The organism is Luteococcus sp. H91 (assembly GCF_038433135.1).
In the GTDB taxonomy this organism is placed as follows: Bacteria; Actinomycetota; Actinomycetes; order Propionibacteriales; family Propionibacteriaceae; genus Luteococcus.
The window spans coordinates 81,960-99,438 of record NZ_JBCDMV010000002.1 but is presented as its reverse complement, the minus strand read 5'-3'; the positions used below and the strand labels follow the sequence as shown (position 1 = coordinate 99,438).

The 17,479-nt window shown below is 68.6% G+C and carries 15 protein-coding genes; 7 read left to right on the top strand and 8 right to left on the bottom strand.

All coding sequences use genetic code 11. The annotated features are described in order from the left end of the window. Positions 1-21: 21 nt before the first annotated feature. Genes AAEX57_RS01160 through AAEX57_RS01150 form a run of 3 tightly spaced genes read right to left on the bottom strand, consistent with a single transcriptional unit; the run spans position 22 to position 2,645 of the window. Positions 22-318, bottom strand: coding sequence for a YciI family protein (locus tag AAEX57_RS01160; RefSeq protein WP_342090401.1), 297 nt, complete (start codon positions 316-318; stop codon positions 22-24). Continuing rightward, positions 315-1,850: an FAD-dependent oxidoreductase gene (locus AAEX57_RS01155; protein ID WP_342090400.1), complete on the bottom strand. Its 1,536-nt coding sequence runs from the start codon at positions 1,848-1,850 to the stop codon at positions 315-317. The genes AAEX57_RS01160 and AAEX57_RS01155 overlap by 4 nt, the downstream gene beginning before the upstream one ends. 12 nt (positions 1,851-1,862) lie before the next feature. Continuing rightward, on the bottom strand, positions 1,863-2,645 hold the full coding sequence (locus tag AAEX57_RS01150) for an SDR family NAD(P)-dependent oxidoreductase (RefSeq protein WP_342090399.1): 783 nt from the start codon (positions 2,643-2,645) through the stop codon (positions 1,863-1,865). A 148-nt stretch (positions 2,646-2,793) separates the two neighbouring features. On the opposite strand from AAEX57_RS01150, the gene AAEX57_RS01145 reads away from it, so the two are divergent. The 7 genes from AAEX57_RS01145 to AAEX57_RS01115 all read left to right on the top strand — a co-directional run bounded on the left by AAEX57_RS01145 (position 2,794) and on the right by AAEX57_RS01115 (position 11,094). After that, positions 2,794-3,447: a hypothetical protein gene (locus AAEX57_RS01145; RefSeq protein WP_342090398.1), complete on the top strand. Its 654-nt coding sequence runs from the start codon at positions 2,794-2,796 to the stop codon at positions 3,445-3,447. Between the two features lie 4 nt (positions 3,448-3,451). Beyond that, positions 3,452-4,378 (top strand): LysR substrate-binding domain-containing protein, encoded by a 927-nt coding sequence (locus AAEX57_RS01140; protein WP_342090397.1) that lies wholly within the window; start codon positions 3,452-3,454, stop codon positions 4,376-4,378. Positions 4,379-4,457: 79 nt separating this feature from the next. Beyond that, entirely contained in the window at positions 4,458-5,810 is a 1,353-nt protein-coding gene (locus AAEX57_RS01135) for an MFS transporter (RefSeq protein ID WP_342090396.1), read from the top strand. 62 nt (positions 5,811-5,872) lie between these two features. Further along, positions 5,873-7,660, top strand: coding sequence for an FAD-dependent oxidoreductase (locus tag AAEX57_RS01130; RefSeq protein WP_342090395.1), 1,788 nt, complete (start codon positions 5,873-5,875; stop codon positions 7,658-7,660). Beyond that, the gene (locus tag AAEX57_RS01125; protein WP_342090394.1) at positions 7,653-8,459 is read left to right on the top strand and encodes a sugar phosphate isomerase/epimerase family protein; all 807 of its coding nucleotides are present in this window, start codon (positions 7,653-7,655) and stop codon (positions 8,457-8,459) included. Before AAEX57_RS01130 ends, AAEX57_RS01125 begins: the two co-directional genes overlap by 8 nt. Continuing rightward, positions 8,456-10,246, top strand: coding sequence for an FAD-binding protein (locus tag AAEX57_RS01120; RefSeq protein ID WP_342090393.1), 1,791 nt, complete (start codon positions 8,456-8,458; stop codon positions 10,244-10,246). Before AAEX57_RS01125 ends, AAEX57_RS01120 begins: the two co-directional genes overlap by 4 nt. Continuing rightward, a complete protein-coding gene (locus AAEX57_RS01115) occupies positions 10,243-11,094 on the top strand; it encodes a shikimate dehydrogenase (RefSeq protein ID WP_342090392.1) in 852 nt (283 codons plus the stop codon). The genes AAEX57_RS01120 and AAEX57_RS01115 overlap by 4 nt, the downstream gene beginning before the upstream one ends. A gap of 10 nt (positions 11,095-11,104) precedes the next feature. Here the strand turns inward: AAEX57_RS01115 and AAEX57_RS01110 are convergent, their stop codons facing one another. The 5 genes from AAEX57_RS01110 to AAEX57_RS01090 all read right to left on the bottom strand — a co-directional run bounded on the left by AAEX57_RS01110 (position 11,105) and on the right by AAEX57_RS01090 (position 17,381). Continuing rightward, positions 11,105-11,854 (bottom strand): IclR family transcriptional regulator, encoded by a 750-nt coding sequence (locus AAEX57_RS01110; RefSeq protein WP_342090391.1) that lies wholly within the window; start codon positions 11,852-11,854, stop codon positions 11,105-11,107. Between the two features lie 12 nt (positions 11,855-11,866). Continuing rightward, entirely contained in the window at positions 11,867-13,597 is a 1,731-nt protein-coding gene (locus tag AAEX57_RS01105; RefSeq protein ID WP_342090390.1) for an FAD-dependent oxidoreductase, read from the bottom strand. Positions 13,598-13,811: 214 nt separating this feature from the next. Further along, positions 13,812-15,128, bottom strand: coding sequence for a protocatechuate 4,5-dioxygenase subunit alpha/beta (locus AAEX57_RS01100; RefSeq protein ID WP_342090389.1), 1,317 nt, complete (start codon positions 15,126-15,128; stop codon positions 13,812-13,814). 20 nt (positions 15,129-15,148) lie between these two features. Next, complete coding sequence (locus tag AAEX57_RS01095) at positions 15,149-16,168, bottom strand: amidohydrolase family protein (protein ID WP_342090388.1); 1,020 nt, start codon at positions 16,166-16,168, stop codon at positions 15,149-15,151. Position 16,169: 1 nt separating this feature from the next. Then, positions 16,170-17,381 carry a 4-hydroxybenzoate 3-monooxygenase gene (locus tag AAEX57_RS01090; protein ID WP_342090387.1) on the bottom strand — a complete coding sequence of 404 codons (1,212 nt, stop codon included), beginning with the start codon at positions 17,379-17,381 and terminating at the stop codon, positions 16,170-16,172. Positions 17,382-17,479: the final 98 nt, after the last annotated feature.

Genomic DNA, 17,479 nt, shown 5'->3' with positions numbered 1-17,479 from the left:
CCCTGCCTGTCGCCCCCGCGTTCAGCCCTTGACCTGCTCCACCAGTTCCCCGGACATCGGGATGAACTCGGTGATCCACCGCTCGGCAACGAAACCCCCGCTGTGGAAGGGGTCGGCATCGCTCAGCGCCGCCACCTCGTCGGGGCTTCCCGCCCGGATCACGAACACGGCGCCGGGAGTCTCGTCGGGGCCGTAGGCACCGGCCACCACATTGACTCGGCGCTCCACCAGCTCACGCATGTAGGCCTTGTGTTCCTCCAGCACCACCATTCGGTCGCCATCGCCGTAGGTGTACTGCAGCAGGTAGGTCTTGCTCATCGGTCTTCTCCTTGGGTCGATTGGTCTTCGTGCTGACGTGGTTGGTGGGCGGCGGACCGGCCCGCGAGCCGACCCGAGGTGAAGGCCCACCCAAGATGGTGTCCGTGCCCGAACAGGGCGAGCCCGCCCTGCCCGGCATTGCCGGCCGCGAACAGCCCGGGGATGGCCTGATGGGAAGCATCGAGCACGGCCAGGTCACGATTGACTGCCAACCCCCCATTGGTCTGGATCAGGAAGGCATGGAGCGGGCCGAGGGCAAACCACGGCCCCCACCCCAGCTCGGGCCCCCCACGGGCCCGCTTTCGTTCGTTGCCCTCCTCCACGGCCTGGGCAACGGCCTGCGGCGGCAGCCCCAGGCTGGTGGCAAGGCCGTCAAGTGTCGGGGCCTCGGTGTACACATCGCGCCGCGCCCGCTGGAAGTCGCTCATGTAGGCATGCGCGACGCCGGGAGCGGTGGCGACGTGGTTGGGAGCAGCGTCGTAGCGCTGGTACAGGGTGGCATCGCCGATCAGGAAGCCACCCTGTCCCCCCAGGGCAGCCACGCTCAGGTTGATGTTCTCCTCCGTCTCGCTGCGCAGCCGTCCCGCACGGTCCACCAGGATCGCGCCGTCGGTGAACATCGACTCCCGGGGTGAGAGGAAGGTGGTGACGAAGCCCATCATCAGGGACCGCACCAAGCGGTTGGGCAGGTTGGCCAACGACCAGCGCACCACCCCGGTGAAGGTACGAACCGGGGGAACCTTCTGCACCAGTCCATAGAGCCCTTCGGAGGCGGGCGGCGAGAGTCGCATGCTGGGCACGTCGAACAGGTCCGCATTCAGCACGGTCGCACCCACCGCCTCCGCCATCCGCTGGCCGTCGCCATTGGCCAACGGATTCACGGGCTGGAAGCCAGCGACTCGCGGGCTGATCCGTTCCGTCTTCATCCGCTCGCTGGCCGAGAAGTCACCGGAGGCAATGACCACGGCGCGCTCCGCCCGGTACTCACGACCGCTGGCCCGGACCCCGACGATTCGCCCGTGGTCGCTCAGCAGGGCTTCGACGGGGGTGCCCAGCAGCACCTGCACCCCCACCGAGCGAGCCCGTCGTGCCAGGTGATGAATGTAGGCACGGGAACCCGGCAGAATGTTGTGCAGGCGCGGCACGCTGTGCGGTGATTCCCCCACCGGCCCGTAGAACTCCATCCCCATACCGCGAAGCCAGGCCAGCGTGGCGGTGACATTGTGGATCAGCAGTTCCACCAGTTCCGGATCCTCCTGTTCGGCAAGTGCACCGGACAGTTTCCGATAGTCGCGCAGATGCTCCTCCAAAGAGTCCTGGATTCCCTGCTGGCGCTGGTCCGGGGTGCAACTGGCCGCGATGGATCCGACGCTGCGTCCCGTGCTGCCCCGCAACTCCTCGCCTGCCTCCAGCACCAGCACCGAGGCGCCCTGCTCAGCGGCCTCGATGGCTGCCGCCAGCCCAGATCCGCCGCCGCCGATCACCAGGACGTCCGCCGTGGTGGCCGTCACGCCCTTGTCGTGCTTTCGCATCCGTCGAGCTCCTCAGTAGCCGGGCCGGGGCAGGAAGGACATCAATGCCTGTCCCAAGCCGCCATCCACGATGATGTCCTGCCCGGTGACATAGGACGCGCGCGCCGACAGCAGGTACAGCACGGCGTCGGCCATGTCCTGTGGGCCCGCGATTCGCCGCAGCGGCACCGAGGCCTCTCGCTTCTCCAACACCCCGGGAGCCTGGTAGAAGGCTTCGCTCATCGGGGTACGGACCAGCCCGGGGCTGACCGTGTTGGAGCGCACACCTCGGGGGCCGAGCTCGAAGGCGAGGTCTCGGCTGAGCATCTTCACCGCCGCCTTGGAGGTGCTGTAGGCCCCCGAAGACGGTTGCGGGTTGCTGCCCGAGATCGACGCGATGTGAACCAGCGCGGCCCCCTCGGCCAGGTGCGGCAGGGCCGCCTGGGCAGCAATCAGGCAGCCGGTCACGTTCACCCGCATCACGAGTTCCCAGTCGGCGGTGTCCAGCTCGGCCAGGCTTCCGGCGCGCATCATTCCCGCCGCGTTCACCAGCCCGTGCAAGGATCCGTGGTCTTCAACCACCTGGGCGAAGACCCGTCGACAGGCGTCGGCATCGGTCACGTCCACGGCGTGCGCGCTCCCGGTCGCCCCCGCCGCGGCCACCAATGCCGCGGTCTGGGTGGCGGCCTCGCCATTGGCGTCGACGGCGACGGGCACCGCCCCGACCGAGGCCAGCTCCAGACAGACCCGCCGACCGATCCCACTGCCACCACCGGTGACCACCACTACTCTTCCCTGAAGACCCAACCAGTCCATGCCGACGCTCCTTTGCTGTGCCCCAACCAGTGCGACGACGGTAGGTGGCTCCCGCCCCGACGAGACAGGCCAGTTCCCGATGATCGGGAATCGTCACGTCTACGCGGTCGCGCCATTCCCCCTTTCAGCCGAGTGGCAAGATGCAGCCATGGACCAGAGAGCCGACCTGCCACCCTCCGCCGACACCCCGTGGCGGCCATGGACTCCGCGCCAGGCCGCGGAGCGTCTTGCCGGATGCCAAGCCCGCTGGTGGGTGAGCGGCGGTTCTGCGGTGGATCTTCACCTGCACCAGGAGTCCGATCGCCAGGATCTTGACCTGAGTACCGCCGCTGGCGACCTACGGCCGCTGTGCGTCTCCCTGCCCGATGGGGTGACCGTCTGGGCTGATCTGGACGGGGCCCTTCTGCCGCTGGCCGACGTGCCTGACGACGCCGACCTGCAGCGAGCCCTGTGGCACGAGAACGGCGCCTGGGTGGCCGAGCTGCATGTGGAGGATGGAGCCCCGAAGGCCTGGCTGTATCGGCGAGATCCGCGCCTGCAGATGCCATGGGACAAGGCGACCATCGACATCGACGGGATCCCCACCGGAGCGCCCGAGGTGCAGTTGCTGTGGAAGGCGTTGCGCCCCAATCCCCGCGACGACGCGGATCTGGCAGCCGTCCTGCCCACACTCACGGATCGTCAACGCTCCTGGCTGGAGACGGCGTTGCTGCGAATACACCCGCATTCCAGCTGGGCGATCCACATGCGCAGCCCCTTCGCCCCGGCCAAGGCGAGCTGGAACCGACCGGCCGTCCGGTAGGCCAATGGACCAGCGAGAACTGGAAGCCTTCGTGGTCGTCGCGGAGGAATTGCACTTCGGGCGGGCGGCCGATCGGCTGCACCAGTCAGCCTCACCGCTGAGTCAGACGATCCGCAAGCTGGAGAAGGAGCTGGATGTCCGACTCTTCGAGCGCACCACCCGCACGGTCACCCTCACCGCCAGTGGCCGTGCCTTCCTGCCGCATGCCCGGGCGATCCTGAACCAGATGGAGGACTCGCGAGCTGCTGCACGCCAGGCCGTCCCGGGCACCTACGGTTCGGTCACCCTGGCCTTTGCAGGTGCGGTCAACCACCGGACCTTGCCGATCCTGGCCCATGCAGTTCGTCACCGCTATCCGGACATCAAGTTGCATCTGGCCGGCGGCTACATGACAGTGGGTGCCCTGCAACAGCTGCGCCGGGGAGCGGCCGACATCGCCTTCGTCGGGCTCCCCGTCAACGAGGACGGCATCACGGTGATGACCGTGATGGAGGAACCGTTGGGGGTGGTCATGCCCCAGGGCCACCGCCTGTTGACGGCCCACCCCGACGTCATCCCCCTACGCGCACTGCGCGACGAGGCCTTCATCATGGCCCGTTGGGACTCCGGCTCCTCCGTCCGCGACGCCACCCTGCAGGCCTGCCAGCAGGCGGGTTTTCGCCCCCGGGTGGTGCAGGAGGCAAACGACACCCAAGTGGTGCTGGCCCTGTGCGCCGCGGGGGTCGGCGTGGCCTTGCTTCCCAGCGCCATGAGCGAGCTGCTGCCCTACGGCGTCGACTACCGCCCCATCGAAGAGGTGATCCTGCTGGGCAGTGCCTTGGCTTGGGCCCCCGACCGACTGAGCCCCGCTGCCCGCACCGTCACCGAGCTCGCCGAGGAGCTCTTCGACGAAGATTACGTTGAAATGCGACATACTGAGAGAGAAATTTAGAGCTGGACTTGGGGTAATCCTCGACCGAACAATGGCTGGGTCAGCAACCCAAAGGACATTCAACGAGGAACGAGTCCCGATGACCCACGCAGCAATCCACCCGGCCGCCCCAGAGGCGACCATCACCCCGATGGCCCGCAAGGCCGCGGTCGCGAGCTTCCTTGGCGGAACACTCGAATACTACGACTTCTTCATCTACGCGACGGCCGCTTCCCTGGTCTTCAGCAAGATCTTCTTCCCGGCCGGGAACCCTGCCGTGGCCACGGTCGCCTCGCTGGCCACCTTCGGCGTCGCCTACATCGCCCGCCCGATCGGCGCGCTGGTGCTGGGCCACTTCGGGGACAAGATCGGCCGCAAAAACATGTTGGTGGTCTGCCTGCTCCTGATGGGTTTCGGCACCATCGCCATCGGCTTCATCCCCAGCTACGCCTGGTTCGAGCAGCACACCGGGCACGGCTGGCTGGCGCCGACCATCCTGGTGCTCTGCCGCCTGGTGCAGGGCTTCTCCGCCGGCGGCGAGACCGCAGGTGCCTCGACGCTCACCATCGAGCATGCCCCCGCCCACCGCCGGGCGTTCCTGGGCTCCTGGACCATGAACGGGATCGCCTTCGGTTTCATCCTCGCCTCATTGGTCTTCATCCCGGTCGCGGCGATGCCGGACGAGCAGCTGTTGCACTGGGGCTGGCGAATTCCCTTCCTCAGCTCGGTTCTGGTGCTGGTGGTGGCCTTCTTCGTGCGACGCACCCTGGAGGAGCCGGAGATCTTCGAGGAGGACGTCCGCGAGGAGACGGACCACGTCCTTCCCGTGCTCGGTGCCTTCCGCGACCACTGGCGCGACATCCTGCGGCTGACCGCCTGCGGCCTGTTCACCACCACCAACACGATGATGCAGGTCTTCGGCTTGGCCTATGGTTCGCAAGTGGCAGGCATCAGCCGCACCACCATGCTGTGGATCGCCATTGCCTCGAATGTGGTGGCGCTCTTCGGCCAGACCTTCGCCGCCCTGGCCGCCGACCGCTGGGGTCGACGACCGATCTTCATCATTGGCGCCTTGGGCATCATCCCGATGATCTGGCTCTACTTCCTGAGCATCTCCACCGGGAACATCCCGCTTGTCTTCCTGGCCGGTGTGGTGATGGTGGGCATCTTCTACTCGATGCCGAACGGCATCTACCCGGCTTTCTTCACCGAGATGTTCTCCACCAAGGTGCGATACACCGGCATGGCCGTCGGCCTGCAGTTTGCGCTGGTGGTCAGCGGCTTCGCCCCGTCGCTGGCGTCCAGCCTGGTGGGCAATGACAAGACCCACTGGCAGCCCGCGGCCTGGATCGTCACGGTCGTCTGCCTGATCGCCGCCATCGGCGCCTTCACCGCCCGCGAGACCTACCGGACGCCCACCGAACACCTGGGCAAGCACCAGAAGGCCGAGTGATGGCAATCCGCGATCATCGAGCGCCGCTGGTGAGCGGCCGTCGCCCTGGATCTGGAGGGAGCATGAGCAACCACGACGTGATCGTGATCGGCAGCGGGGCAGGTGGCCTGGCCGCCGCCGTCACCGCCGCCCACCACGGCTTGTCCGTCCTGGTGGTGGAGAAGGCCGGGGTCTGCGGCGGTGCCACCGCCCGCTCCGGCGGCTGGATGTGGACCCCCGGCAACCCGCTGGCCAAGGCTGACGGCGTCGACGAACCGAGGGATGACTTCCGCACCTACCTGCGCGGCGTGCTGGGCGTTGACTACGACGAGGAGAGGGTCGAGGCCTTCCTGGAGAACACCGGTCACATGGTCGGTTTCTTCCACAACCTCACGCCGCTGAAGTTCACCCCCGGCAACAAGATCAACGACATCTACGGCAAGCTGCCCGGCGCCGGCACCGGCCACCGTTCGGTTGCCGCGTCGCCCTTCTACGGCACCGCCCTGAAGCCGGAGGTTCGGGCCCGGCTGGCACATCAGTTCTACATGACCAGCTTCGTCGGCATGGGCATCATGGCGGGCGCGGATCTGGGCAAATTCCTGACCGCCCTGAAGAAGCCCAGCAGCTTCCTGCACGCGGCCCGCCGCACCGCCACCCATGCCTTCGACCTGTTGGTGCACCGCCGCAACATGCAGATGGTCAACGGCGTCGCCCTGGTCGGACGGCTGCTGCAGGCCGCCGATGACCTCGGCGTCGAGGTGCGCACCGGCACCGGCGCCACCGAGCTCGTCGAGCACGACGGACGGGTGACCGGGGTCGTGGTGGAGCATGATGGGAAGCGCGAGACGCTCACCGCCTCCCGAGGTGTGGTGCTGGCCACCGGCGGCTACCCGGCCAACCCGGAGCTGCGTCGCCACACCTTCCCTCGCACCCCGACTGGCCGGGAACACTGGACCTTGGCCCCCGAGACCTGCGATGGCGCCGGGCTGCGGCTGGCGGAGCAGGTGGGCGGCTACCTGGACGACTCGGGGTTCAGCCCCGCCGCGTGGTGCCCGGTCTCGCTGGTGGACTTCCCGGGCGGGCACCAGGGAGTCTTCCCGCACATTGCCGACCGGGCCAAACCGGGCGTGATCGGCGTCCTGGCCAATGGCAAGCGCTTCGTGAATGAGGCCAACGGCTACTTCGACTACGTCCAGGGCATGGTGGACGCCGTGCCGGAGGGCGACCCGGTGGAGTCCTGGCTGATCTGCGACCACCACGTATTGCGGCACTACATGCTTGGCTTCGCCAAGCCCCGGCCGTTGCCCGTCTTCCCCTACCGCGCGTTGGGATACCTGAAGAAGGCCGCCACCCTGCCCGAGCTGGCCCGCCAGTGCGGCATCGACGAGGCCGGACTGGTCGAAACCGTCGAGACCTTCAATGCCAATGCCAGACAGGGAATCGACCCCGACTTCGGCCGCGGCGAGACCCCCTTCAACCGCTACGGCGGGGACCCCGAGGTCACGCCCAACCCGACCCTGGCACCGCTCGGCAGGGGCCCCTACTACGCGGTCAAGGTGCTGCCCGGATCCTTCGGCACCTTCGCCGGGATCGCGGTGGATGCCGCGGCCCGGGTGCTGCGCCGCGATGGCAGCACCGTCGACGGGCTCTTCGTCGCCGGCAATGACATGGCGTCCGTGATGGGCGGCCACTACCCGTCGGGCGGCGTGAACCTGGGCCCGGCCATGACCTTTGGCTATCTGGTGGGCCGTGAGCTCGCCGGCACCACCGCCACCTATGAGGACGACGGCAGCCCCGCCCCCGGCCCGGACTACCGCGGACAGCTGCTCCACCGGCTGGCCGCCCGCACCCAGGAGAAGAACCATGACTGAACCCGCCTGCAACCACCCGATCGGGCTGGCCCCGCTCTCGCTGCTGGGCGCGCACCCGGCCGACCTGGTGGAGACCGCCGCGGCCGCGGGCTACGACTTCGTCGGCATCCGCGTCGCGCCGGTCACCGCCACGGAGAAGTTCACCGATCTCACCCCGGGGTCGCCGGATGCCCGACGCACGCTGGACGCGCTGCGAGCCACCGGCCTGCGGGTGCGCGACGTGGAATTCCTGGTGCTGGACGGCACCCTCACCCGGGAGACCTGGTTGCCTGCTCTGGAAGCGGGGGCCAATCTGGGCGCCAGCACCTTCACCGTCGCCGCCAGCGACACCGACCAACAGCGGCTGCTGCACACCCTGCAGGCCTTCACCGACAATGCCCGCCCCTTCGGGATCACCCCGACCCTGGAGGCCATCTCCTACCAGGCCGTTTCCACCCTGCCGCAGGCGGCGGAACTGGCCCGGGCCGCGGGTTGCTGGGTGCTGCCCGACGCGCTGCACTTCCAGCGGGCGCAGGGCACCGTGGCCGATGCCCGAACCGCCGCCGATCTCTCGCCGCTGGTGCAGATCTGCGACGCCCGGGCCGCTGCCCCCGAGGACCTGGCCGGACGCCTGCACGAGTCCCGGGCCGAGCGGCTGGTTCCCGGCGACGGCGATGTCGACTTCACGGCCTTCCTGAGCGCCTTCCCCGCCACCGCGCCGATCAGCGTCGAGGTGCCCAACCCGTTGCGGGAGGAGCTCGGCGACGGGCCCTTCGCGCGCCGTCTGCTGCAGGCGGCCCGGGAGGTGCTGGCACGATGATCACCCCGGCCACAGCCTCATCCGTTGCCGATGCGCCCGTCTGGGACCGGAGCGTCGACCTGCTCGTGCTGGGCACCGGCGCCGCTGGGCTGTCCGCGTCGCTGACCGCCGCAGCCGCCGGGCTGCGGGTGCTGACCCTGGAGAAGACCGACTGGATCGGCGGCACCACCGCCTACTCGGCGGGTACCTGCTGGGTGCCGAACAATCGCTTCCAGCGCGAGGCCGGCAATACCGACGATGCCGAACGCGCCACCCGCTACCTGGACACCCTGATCGGCGACAAGTCTCCGCGGGAACTGCGGCAGGCCTATATGGACAATGCCCCCCGGATGTTGGAGCACCTGGCCGGCCTGGGCGTGCGCTTCCTGCCGTCCCCGTCCGTCGTCGACTACCACTCCGAACTACCCGAGACGGGACAGACCGGCCGGGCGCTTGAACCCGAACCCTTCGACGGGCGGCTGCTGGGCCCGGTGAACTTCCGCCACGTCCGCCGCCCCGTCCCGGAATTCGCGCTCTTTGGCGGGACGCTGATGGTGCGCCGGCCGGAAGTGTCGAAGCTGCTGGGCATGTTCACCGGCAAGCCGGGCCGCACCGCCCGAGGAGCCGCGACGGCGCTGGGGCTGGGCGTGCGCTGGGCGGCTGACCTGACCCGTTACCCACGCGGCACCCGGCTCGTGATGGGCAATGGGCTGGTGGCGCGTTTGTACCACAAGTTCCTGCAGCGCGACGGTGAGGTGTGGCGCAATGCCCGCACCACCGAGCTGATCCGCGACGAGCAGGGCCGGGTCACCGGGGCCGTCGTCGAGCACCAGGGCCGGGTTCTGCGCATCCACGCCGAACGTGGCGTCGTGCTGGCCGCGGGTGGCTTTGCCCAGAGCCCCGAGCTGCGCGCGCAGTACCTCCCGCAGCCCACGCCGCAGTTCAGCCGTGCCTGCGAGGGTGCCACGGGCGACACCATGCGGCTGGCCACCGCCGTCGGTGCCTCGTCGGGAACGGACAATGGCGAGAATGCCCTGTGGTTCCCCAGCTCGATCGGCACCCGCGCGGACGGGTCCACCGCCGTCTTCCCGCACATCTGGGACCGGGCCAAGCCGGGCCTGATCGCGGTCAACAGCGCCGGGCAACGCTTCGTCGATGAGTCCGTCTCCTACCACCGCTTCGTCCGGGCCATGTACGAGTCGCACCAGACGGTGCCCACCATCCCGGCCTGGTTGGTGGTGGATTCCCGGGCCCTGTCCCGCTACGGGCTGGGCATGGTGGTCACCCCGCGACTGCCGCAGAAGCTGCTGGAGGGCTACATCCGGCAGGGCTACCTGCATCGCGGTCGGACGCTGCGGGAGTTGGCGGAGAGCATCGGTGTGGATGCCGATGGGCTGGAGGCCACCGTCGAACGCTGGAATGGTTTTGCCGCCACAGGGAAGGACGAGGACTTCGGCAAGGGCGAACTGCTCTTCGGCCGGGTGGCCGGGGACCCGGAGCATGAACCGAACCCGAACATCGGCCCGGTCTCCAAGGCACCCTTCTACGCCATCGCGGTGGTGCCCACGCCGCTGGCGACGGCCTTCGGCATTCGCACCAACGGCCGGGCCCAGGTGCTCGACGAGCAGGACCAGCCAATCCCCGGGCTGTACGCGGCGGGCAATGACGCCGCCAGCCCGATGGGCTCCGAGTACCCCGGAGCCGGGGCCCAGGTGGGCGCCGGGCTCACCTTCGGCTGGCTTGCCGCGCTGCATGCCGCCGGTGTCGACGACCCAACTGAGCAATCCCAGACCGGAGGAAGGTCATGACCACCACCAGCAAGCTCGCCGGCCTGATCGGGCTGGGGATCGGCCCGTCGATGACCCCCCACCTGCATGAGTCCGAGGGCGAGCGGCAGGGCTTCCACTATGTCTACCGGCTGCTCGATCTGGACGAGCGGGGCATCACCCCGGAGCGGGTGGGTGAGCTGGTGCGTGCCGCCCAGCTGGCGGGCTATGACGGGCTGAACATCACCTACCCGGTGAAGCAGGTGGTGATGGCCGAGCTGGACGCCCTGTCACCGGAGGCCGAGGCGATCGGCGCGGTGAACACCGTCGTCTTCACCGCCGAAGGCGCCGTCGGGCACAACACCGACGCGACGGGTTATGCCGCCGGTTTCCGACGCGGCCTGCCCGATGCCCCGATGGATCTGGTGGTACAGATGGGGGCTGGTGGAGCGGGCTCCGCGGTCGCCCATGCCCTCGTGGGGCTGGGCGCCCGGCAACTGGTGATCGTGGATGTGGACCCGGTTCGGGCGCAGGCGCTGGCCGAGCGCACCGCCGCCACCACTGGGGGTGATGTGCGGGCCGCCGCTCCCGGCGAGGTGGCCGAGCTGCTGGCGCGGGCCAGCGGTGTGGTGAACTGCACGCCCGTCGGTTCCGCCAAGCTCCCGGGGACCCCCTTCGACACCGCCGCCCTGCACCCCGGCCTGTGGGTCTCCGACGTGGTCTACCGACCGCTGCGCACCCGGTTGATCCTGGATGCCGAGGCCGCGGGCTGCCGGGTGCTGCCGGGCAGCGGGATGGCGGTGGGTCAGGCCGTCGACGCATTCCGTCTGATCACCGGCCACGAGCCGGATGCCGACGCGATGGCCGCCGAACTCGTCGGCCTGGTCTGAGACCAGACCTTCAGCCGGCCCGCATCCGCTCAGTGATCCCCCGGGCCGCGGCCTGCAGCACCGGAACGGTGCGGGTCGCGTCGGTCTCCCCCACCGGCACGACGATCCCCAGCCCGGCGATCACTTGCCCGTCGGGGCCCTCCACTGGAACCGCCAGCCCGGTGGAGGGCCCCACCAGCAGCCCCGCCGCCTCGGCATACCCCTGCTGGCGCACCGCGGCCAGCACCCGACGAAGCTGCGTCGGGTCGGTGGGCGTCTTCGGGGTGTAGCGGGTGAACCGCGACCCCAGCCAGGCTTCCTGGACGGCCGACGGTTGATGGGCCATCAACACCAACCCGGCGGAGCTGGCATGCGCGGGCAGCCGCCCCGCCACCGTGGCCAGGTTGACCGCCGAACTACGGGCCAGCGCCCGGTCAACGTAGAGCACGTCGTGCCGGTCCAATACCCCCAGCAGCGCGTGCGCGCGCAGCACCCGTCGCAGGTCATCCAGGTGCGGCCGGGCCGCCTCGCGCAGGCCCAGGGCGGACGAACTCCGGGTGGTCAGCTCCCACAGCCGCAGCCCCACCTGCACCTCGCGCCCCACCCGGTCCAAGAGCCCCGAGGCCATCAGTTCATCCACCAGCCGGTAGGTGGTGCTGGACGGCAGCCCGGTGCGCCGCGCCAGCTCCGCCACGGGCAGGGACGGGGTGTTGCCGTCGAGGGCCTCCAGGATGCGCACGATCCGTTCCAGCATCGATTCGCCCGACGGTGAGTTCGCCATGGCCCGCCCTCCTCATGTCGCCATTGGCTGCCCAGACCATTCTCCCCTGCCGCGCTCCGCGGCGTGCGCGGCAATGTCGCGGCCGATCCGATAGCTGAAGACCAGCGCCGGCCCGACGTGCGCCCCGTAGCCGGGGTAGCCGCCGCCGAAGACGCTGACCGCGGCGCTGCCCACGGCGTACAGACCGGGAACCGGCCGGCCTCCCTCGTCGAGCACCTCGCTGCGGGAATTGACCGCCAGACCGGCATAGGTGCCAAGATCGCCCATCATCACCCGGACGGCGTACCACGGCGCCTTGGTCAGCGGGGCCAGGTTGGGGTTCGGCCGGTGCTCCAGGTCACCCTTGAAATTGTGGTACTTCAAGGAGCCGCGCCCGAAGGCGGGGTCTTCGCCCCGCGCGGCCCCTTGGTTGAATTCCTCGATGGTCCGGCGCAGGCTCTGCGGATCGACGTTGATCTGCCCTGCCAGGGCCTCCACTGTGGTGGCGCGGCGCAAGTAGCCCTCCTTCTGGAAGATCGCAGGAGGGAAGGGCCACGGCTTGGCATAGCCGATGCCGTACTTCCGCATCGCCGTGGCGTCGGCAATGATCCAGACATAGGTGCGGTCCCGCTCCGCGTCATTCTTGATCATCTCGATGCCGTAGTCGTGGTAGGACAGTGACTCGTTGGCAAAACGGCGCCCGGTGCGGTCCACCGCGATCAGTCCGGGCAGCCCGAAGGCCCGCAGATGGGGGAAGTAGGTCTGCTTGCGCCGCACCAGGGTGTGGAAGGGGGTGATGGGCCCCCACGACGCGGGTTGGTGCGGTGAATTGTCGATGTACCCGCCCAAGGGTTCGGCCAGACGCAGGGCGCTGCCATCGTGCCCGATCGTCGGGGTGACGTGGTCGTCGCCGTCCGGATCGTGCTGGAAGTAGCGCCGCCGCAGCTCCGCGTTGCCACCGAAACCGCCGCAGGCCAGCACCACTCCCAGCCGGGCCTCCACCCGGCCAGCGTGCCCACCGGACAACTCCGCCCCCACCACCACTCCTCGCTCGTCAGTCAGCAAGCGTTCCGCCCGGGTACCGGTCCACATCCGAATGCCTGCTTCCCTGGCCGCCGCGAAGATCCAGGTCATCAGCGCATTGCCGTTGGTGCGCGTCCAGGCCCGCCGGGCCAGCAGGGTCTGGCCCCAGGCTGTGAGCACATTGCGGGCGGCATAAGCAAAGTTGCCGACGCTCTGGTTGGCCTTGACCATCCGGGCGATGTCGGTGCCGATCTCGGGCATGTAGCCAAAGACGGTGTAGGGCATCAGATAGGGCTGCACCCGCAGCCGATCTTCGCCCAGCATGCGCGCGTCGGCTCGCTCAAAGGTGACGGCCCGGCCCTTCTCCATCGCCCCCGGTGCGTCCATCTGGTAGTCGGGGGACATGGCCCCGTAGACAATCCGGACGCCCTGCCGCTCATAGAAGTCCAGGGCCTCCGGAATGCTGTTCAGGAAGGCATCCACCGGCTCCTCCCGGTAGCCGTGGCCAGCCAGCGCCTTGATGTAGGCCTTGGCCTGGTCCCGGCTGTCCTGCGGCTCGGCCCCCTTGTTGCCGGGCACCCATCCCCAACCACCGCAGATGGCCGTCGTCCCACCCAGATGGCGTTCCTGTTCCACCACGAGCACGGAGTGACCCTGCTCCGAGGCCTTGAGCGCCGCCCCCATGCCGGCCGCCCCGGAGCCGATCACCAGGACGTCGGTACGGATCGGGGTGCTGGTCATGGCGTCTCCTTCGATGAGATCGGTGGGGTGTGCACAAGACTCCCCTGCCATCACCAGCGAGACAGCAGGGTTTCCCGATGAACGGGATACCGTTGCGCTCCTCGTCTCCGCTGCGGTGATTCCGGCCGTCGCGGCTGGGTGTTGGGTGGCGAAATACAGTGATCCCCGGGCCAGCGCAGGCCCGGGGATCACGCGTCGCTCTCGGAGGACCGGCTCAGCCGGCCGCCCCCGACGGGTTGTCCAGCACCAGGTGCCCGACGGCGGTGTTGGAGGCGGGCACGTGGTAGAAGCGGTGCCGCACCGACGGGTGCTCGCCGCCGAACTGGTCGTCCATCGCGCCGCGGGCGATCAGCCACATCACCAGCTCGATGCCCTCGCTGCCGGCCTCATCGACGTAGTCCAGGTGCGGCCATTCGGTCAGGCCCATCGGATCCTCGATCAGCATGTCCAGGAAGGCGTTGTCCCATTCCCGGTTGATCAGGCCCGCGCGGGGGCCCTGCAACTGGTGGCTCATGCCGCCGGTGCCCCAGATCTGCACATTGAGCTCATCACCCTGCCAGGTGTCCAGCGCACGGCGCAGCGCCTTGCCCAGCTCGTAGCAGCGACGGCCGGACGGGACGGGGTACTGCACCACGTTGACCGCCAGCGGAATCACCTTGCAGGGCCACTTCTCGACGTCGTCGAAGAGCAGGCTGAGCGGCACAGTCAGGCCGTGGTCCACCACCATCTCGTTGACCAGGGTGAGGTCGAAGTCGTCCTGGATCATCGACTGCGCCAGGTGCGCGGCCAGCTCGGGGTAGCCCTCCACATCCGGCACGGGACGGGGGCCGTAGCCCTCGTCGGCTACCGGGTAGTGCGCGCCGGTGCCCAGCACGAAGGTGGGGATCAGCGACGAGTCGAAGGCGGTCGCGTGGTCGTTGTAGACCAGGATCACCACGTCGGGAGTGTTGTCCTTCATCCACTCCCGGGAGGCGACATAGCCGTCGAAGACCTTCTTCCAGTAGGGCTCCTCGGTCTTGCCCAGGTCCATCGCCGCGCCGATCGCCGGCACGTGCGAGGTGAAGACGGTGGCGCCGATCCGGGCCTTGGCCTCGGGGTTCAGCGTCTCCGCCTTCACCCGGGGCGCGGGCGGGGTCCACCCGTCGAGGTCCTTCAACCGCACCCCCTCGGGGCGACGGCCACCGCTGGCCATCATGTCCCGGTAGGCCGCCTCGGACATGCCGGTCATGGAGCCGGCCATCTGCTGGAAGCTCAACCCGTGGGTGGCGCCGATCTTGCTCAGGAAGTAGATGTTGCCGCCCTCGGCCATCATGGCGTTCAGGTCCATGTCCAGCACGGCCTGCTTCTGCTTCTCGGTCAGCGGCCATTCGTCCAGGTAGGCGCGCTGATCGGCCAGGAAGCGTTCCCGGTTCTCCGGCTTCATCAGGGACATGGAGAACTGGTTCAGGTGGTAGCCCTTGCGGGCCTGTTCCGCGTCGAAGATGATCGTGCCGGGCACGTCGACATAGGGACGGTCAGGGTTGATGCTCATGGTCATTTCCCTTCGGTTGGTCAGGCCTGCCCGACGTCATCGCCGACGCCGTGACGGAGCTCTGCGGTGGGCTTGCCAAGGTCGGCGGACTGATCTCCCAGCGCCTCCTCCGGCCAGTACAGGCGCATTGGGTTGTCCACCAGGAGCCTGCGCTGGAGCTCCTGGGTGGGGGCGATCTGGGGGATGAAGTCCACCAACAGCCCGTCGTCGGGCATGTGGTCCTTCAGGTTGGGGTGCGGCCAGTCGGTGCCCCACAGCACTCGGTCAGCGAACTCCTCCACCACCCGTCGGGCAAAGGGCACGACATCCGTGTAGGCCTGCCGCTCACCGTCCAGCGCCTTGGGGCCGGTCACCGTCAGCCGCTCCGGGCAGCTCACCTTGGACCAGACATTCGGGTTCTCCCGCATGAACTTGAGGAAGAGGCCGAACTCGGGCCCGTCGACATCCTTGGTGACGTCCGGACGGCCCATGTGGTCCACGACGACGGTGGTCGGGATCGAGCTGAAGAAGTCGTACAGGTCGGGCAGGTCAGCGGCCTCGAAGTAGATCACCACATGCCAGCCCAGCGGGGCGATCTTCTCGACGATGGTGCCCAGCGCCTCGGTGGGCACCGCGTCGACCAGCCGCTTCACGAAGTTGAAGCGCACGCCGCGTACCCCGGCCTCGTGCAGTTCCTGCAGTTCCTCGGCAGTCACGTCGGGCTTCACCGTCGCGACGCCCCGGGCACGGCCCTCGCTGCGCCGCACCGCATCAACCAAGGCGCGGTTGTCGGCGCCGTGACAGGTGGCCTGGACGATCACATTGCGGCTGAAGCCCAGGTGGTCGCGCAGGGCGAAGAGCTGATCGGCCGAGGCATCGCAGGGGGTGTACTTGCGCTGCGGGGCGTAGGGGAACTGCTCCCCCGGCCCGAAGACGTGGCAGTGGGCGTCGACGGCGCCCGCCGGCAGCTGGAAGGCGGGCTTGCTGGGCCCCTCGTACCAGTCCAACCAGCCGTCGGTCTTGGTGAAGTCGCCCGTCGTGGGCTTGTCGTTCTGGGCCATCTCAGTCCTCCATCAGTTCGGGCAGGTCGTAGGGCCAGCCGGTGTAGCACTCGGCCAGGTAGCTCATCGTCTTGGGCGATGAGATCACCGACTCCAACTCGCCCAGCTGCCGCTTGTTGTCGAAGGGCTCGGCGTCGGCCTGGGTGTGCAGCATCTGGGTCATCCAGTAGGAGAAGTTCTGACTCTTCCAGACTCGCTTCAGGGCCCGCTCGGAGTAGGTGTCCAGCTGCTCGGTGGAGCCGGTCCGGGCCCATTCCACCAGCGCGGGGGCCAGCAGGGCGACGTCGCCGAAGGCCAGGTTGAGGCCCTTGGCGCCGGTCGGCGGCACGGTGTGCGAGGCGTCACCGGCCAGGAAGAGCCTGCCGTACTGCATCGGTTCTTGGACGAAGGAGCGGAAGGGCAGGATCACCTTCTCGAAGATCTCGCCACGCTTCAGCTTGAAGCCGTCGGGGCCGGCACCGATGGCATCCAGATGGTCCCAGATCCGCTCCTCGTCCCAGTCCTCCACCTTCTCGTCGGGCGAGCACTGGAAGTACATTCGCTGCACCTCGGGGGTGCGCTGGCTGATCAGCGCGAAACCCAGATCGGAGCGGCAGTAGATCAACTCGTCGGAGCTGAACGGCGCCTTGGCCAGGATGCCGAACCAGGCGAAGGGGTAGCGCTTGGTGTACTTGATCCGCTTGTTCTCCGGGATCAGGTCTCGGCACTTGGAGCGGGAGCCGTCGGCCCCCACCACGATCTCGCAGTGGATCTCCTTGGCGACGCCGTCCGCGTCGATGAAGGCGATCACCGGGGAGTCGGTCTCGATCCCGATCACCTGGGTGTCGGAGACGCCGAAGCGAACATCCCCACCGTCGCGCCGCCGCGCGGCCGCCAGATCCACGAAGACCTCGTTCTGCGGGTAGAGCCACACGGTCTGGCCCAGCAGTTCCTTGAAGTCGATGTGGTGGTTCTCGCCGTTGAAGCGCAGGTAGATGCCGCTGTGCTCATAGCCCTCGGTCAGCACCCGGCCGTCGACGCCGGTGTCGGTGAGCATCCGGACGCTGCCGGCCTCCAGGATGCCGGCCCGGTGGGTGTTGGCGATGACGTCGTGCTCGCGAATGTCGAGCACCACATTGTCGACGCCCTCCTTGGCGAGCAGGTGCGAGAGCATCAGCCCCGCGGGGCCCGCCCCGACGATTCCGACGCGCGTTGTGATGACTTCCTTGTCCATGGCGCTCTTCTCCTGACTAGTGCTGATTCTGCGACGTGTGCTGGCCGGTGGGCCGGTATTTGGGTGTGTTGGTGCGCGTCACGGCGTTGGCTGCGTCG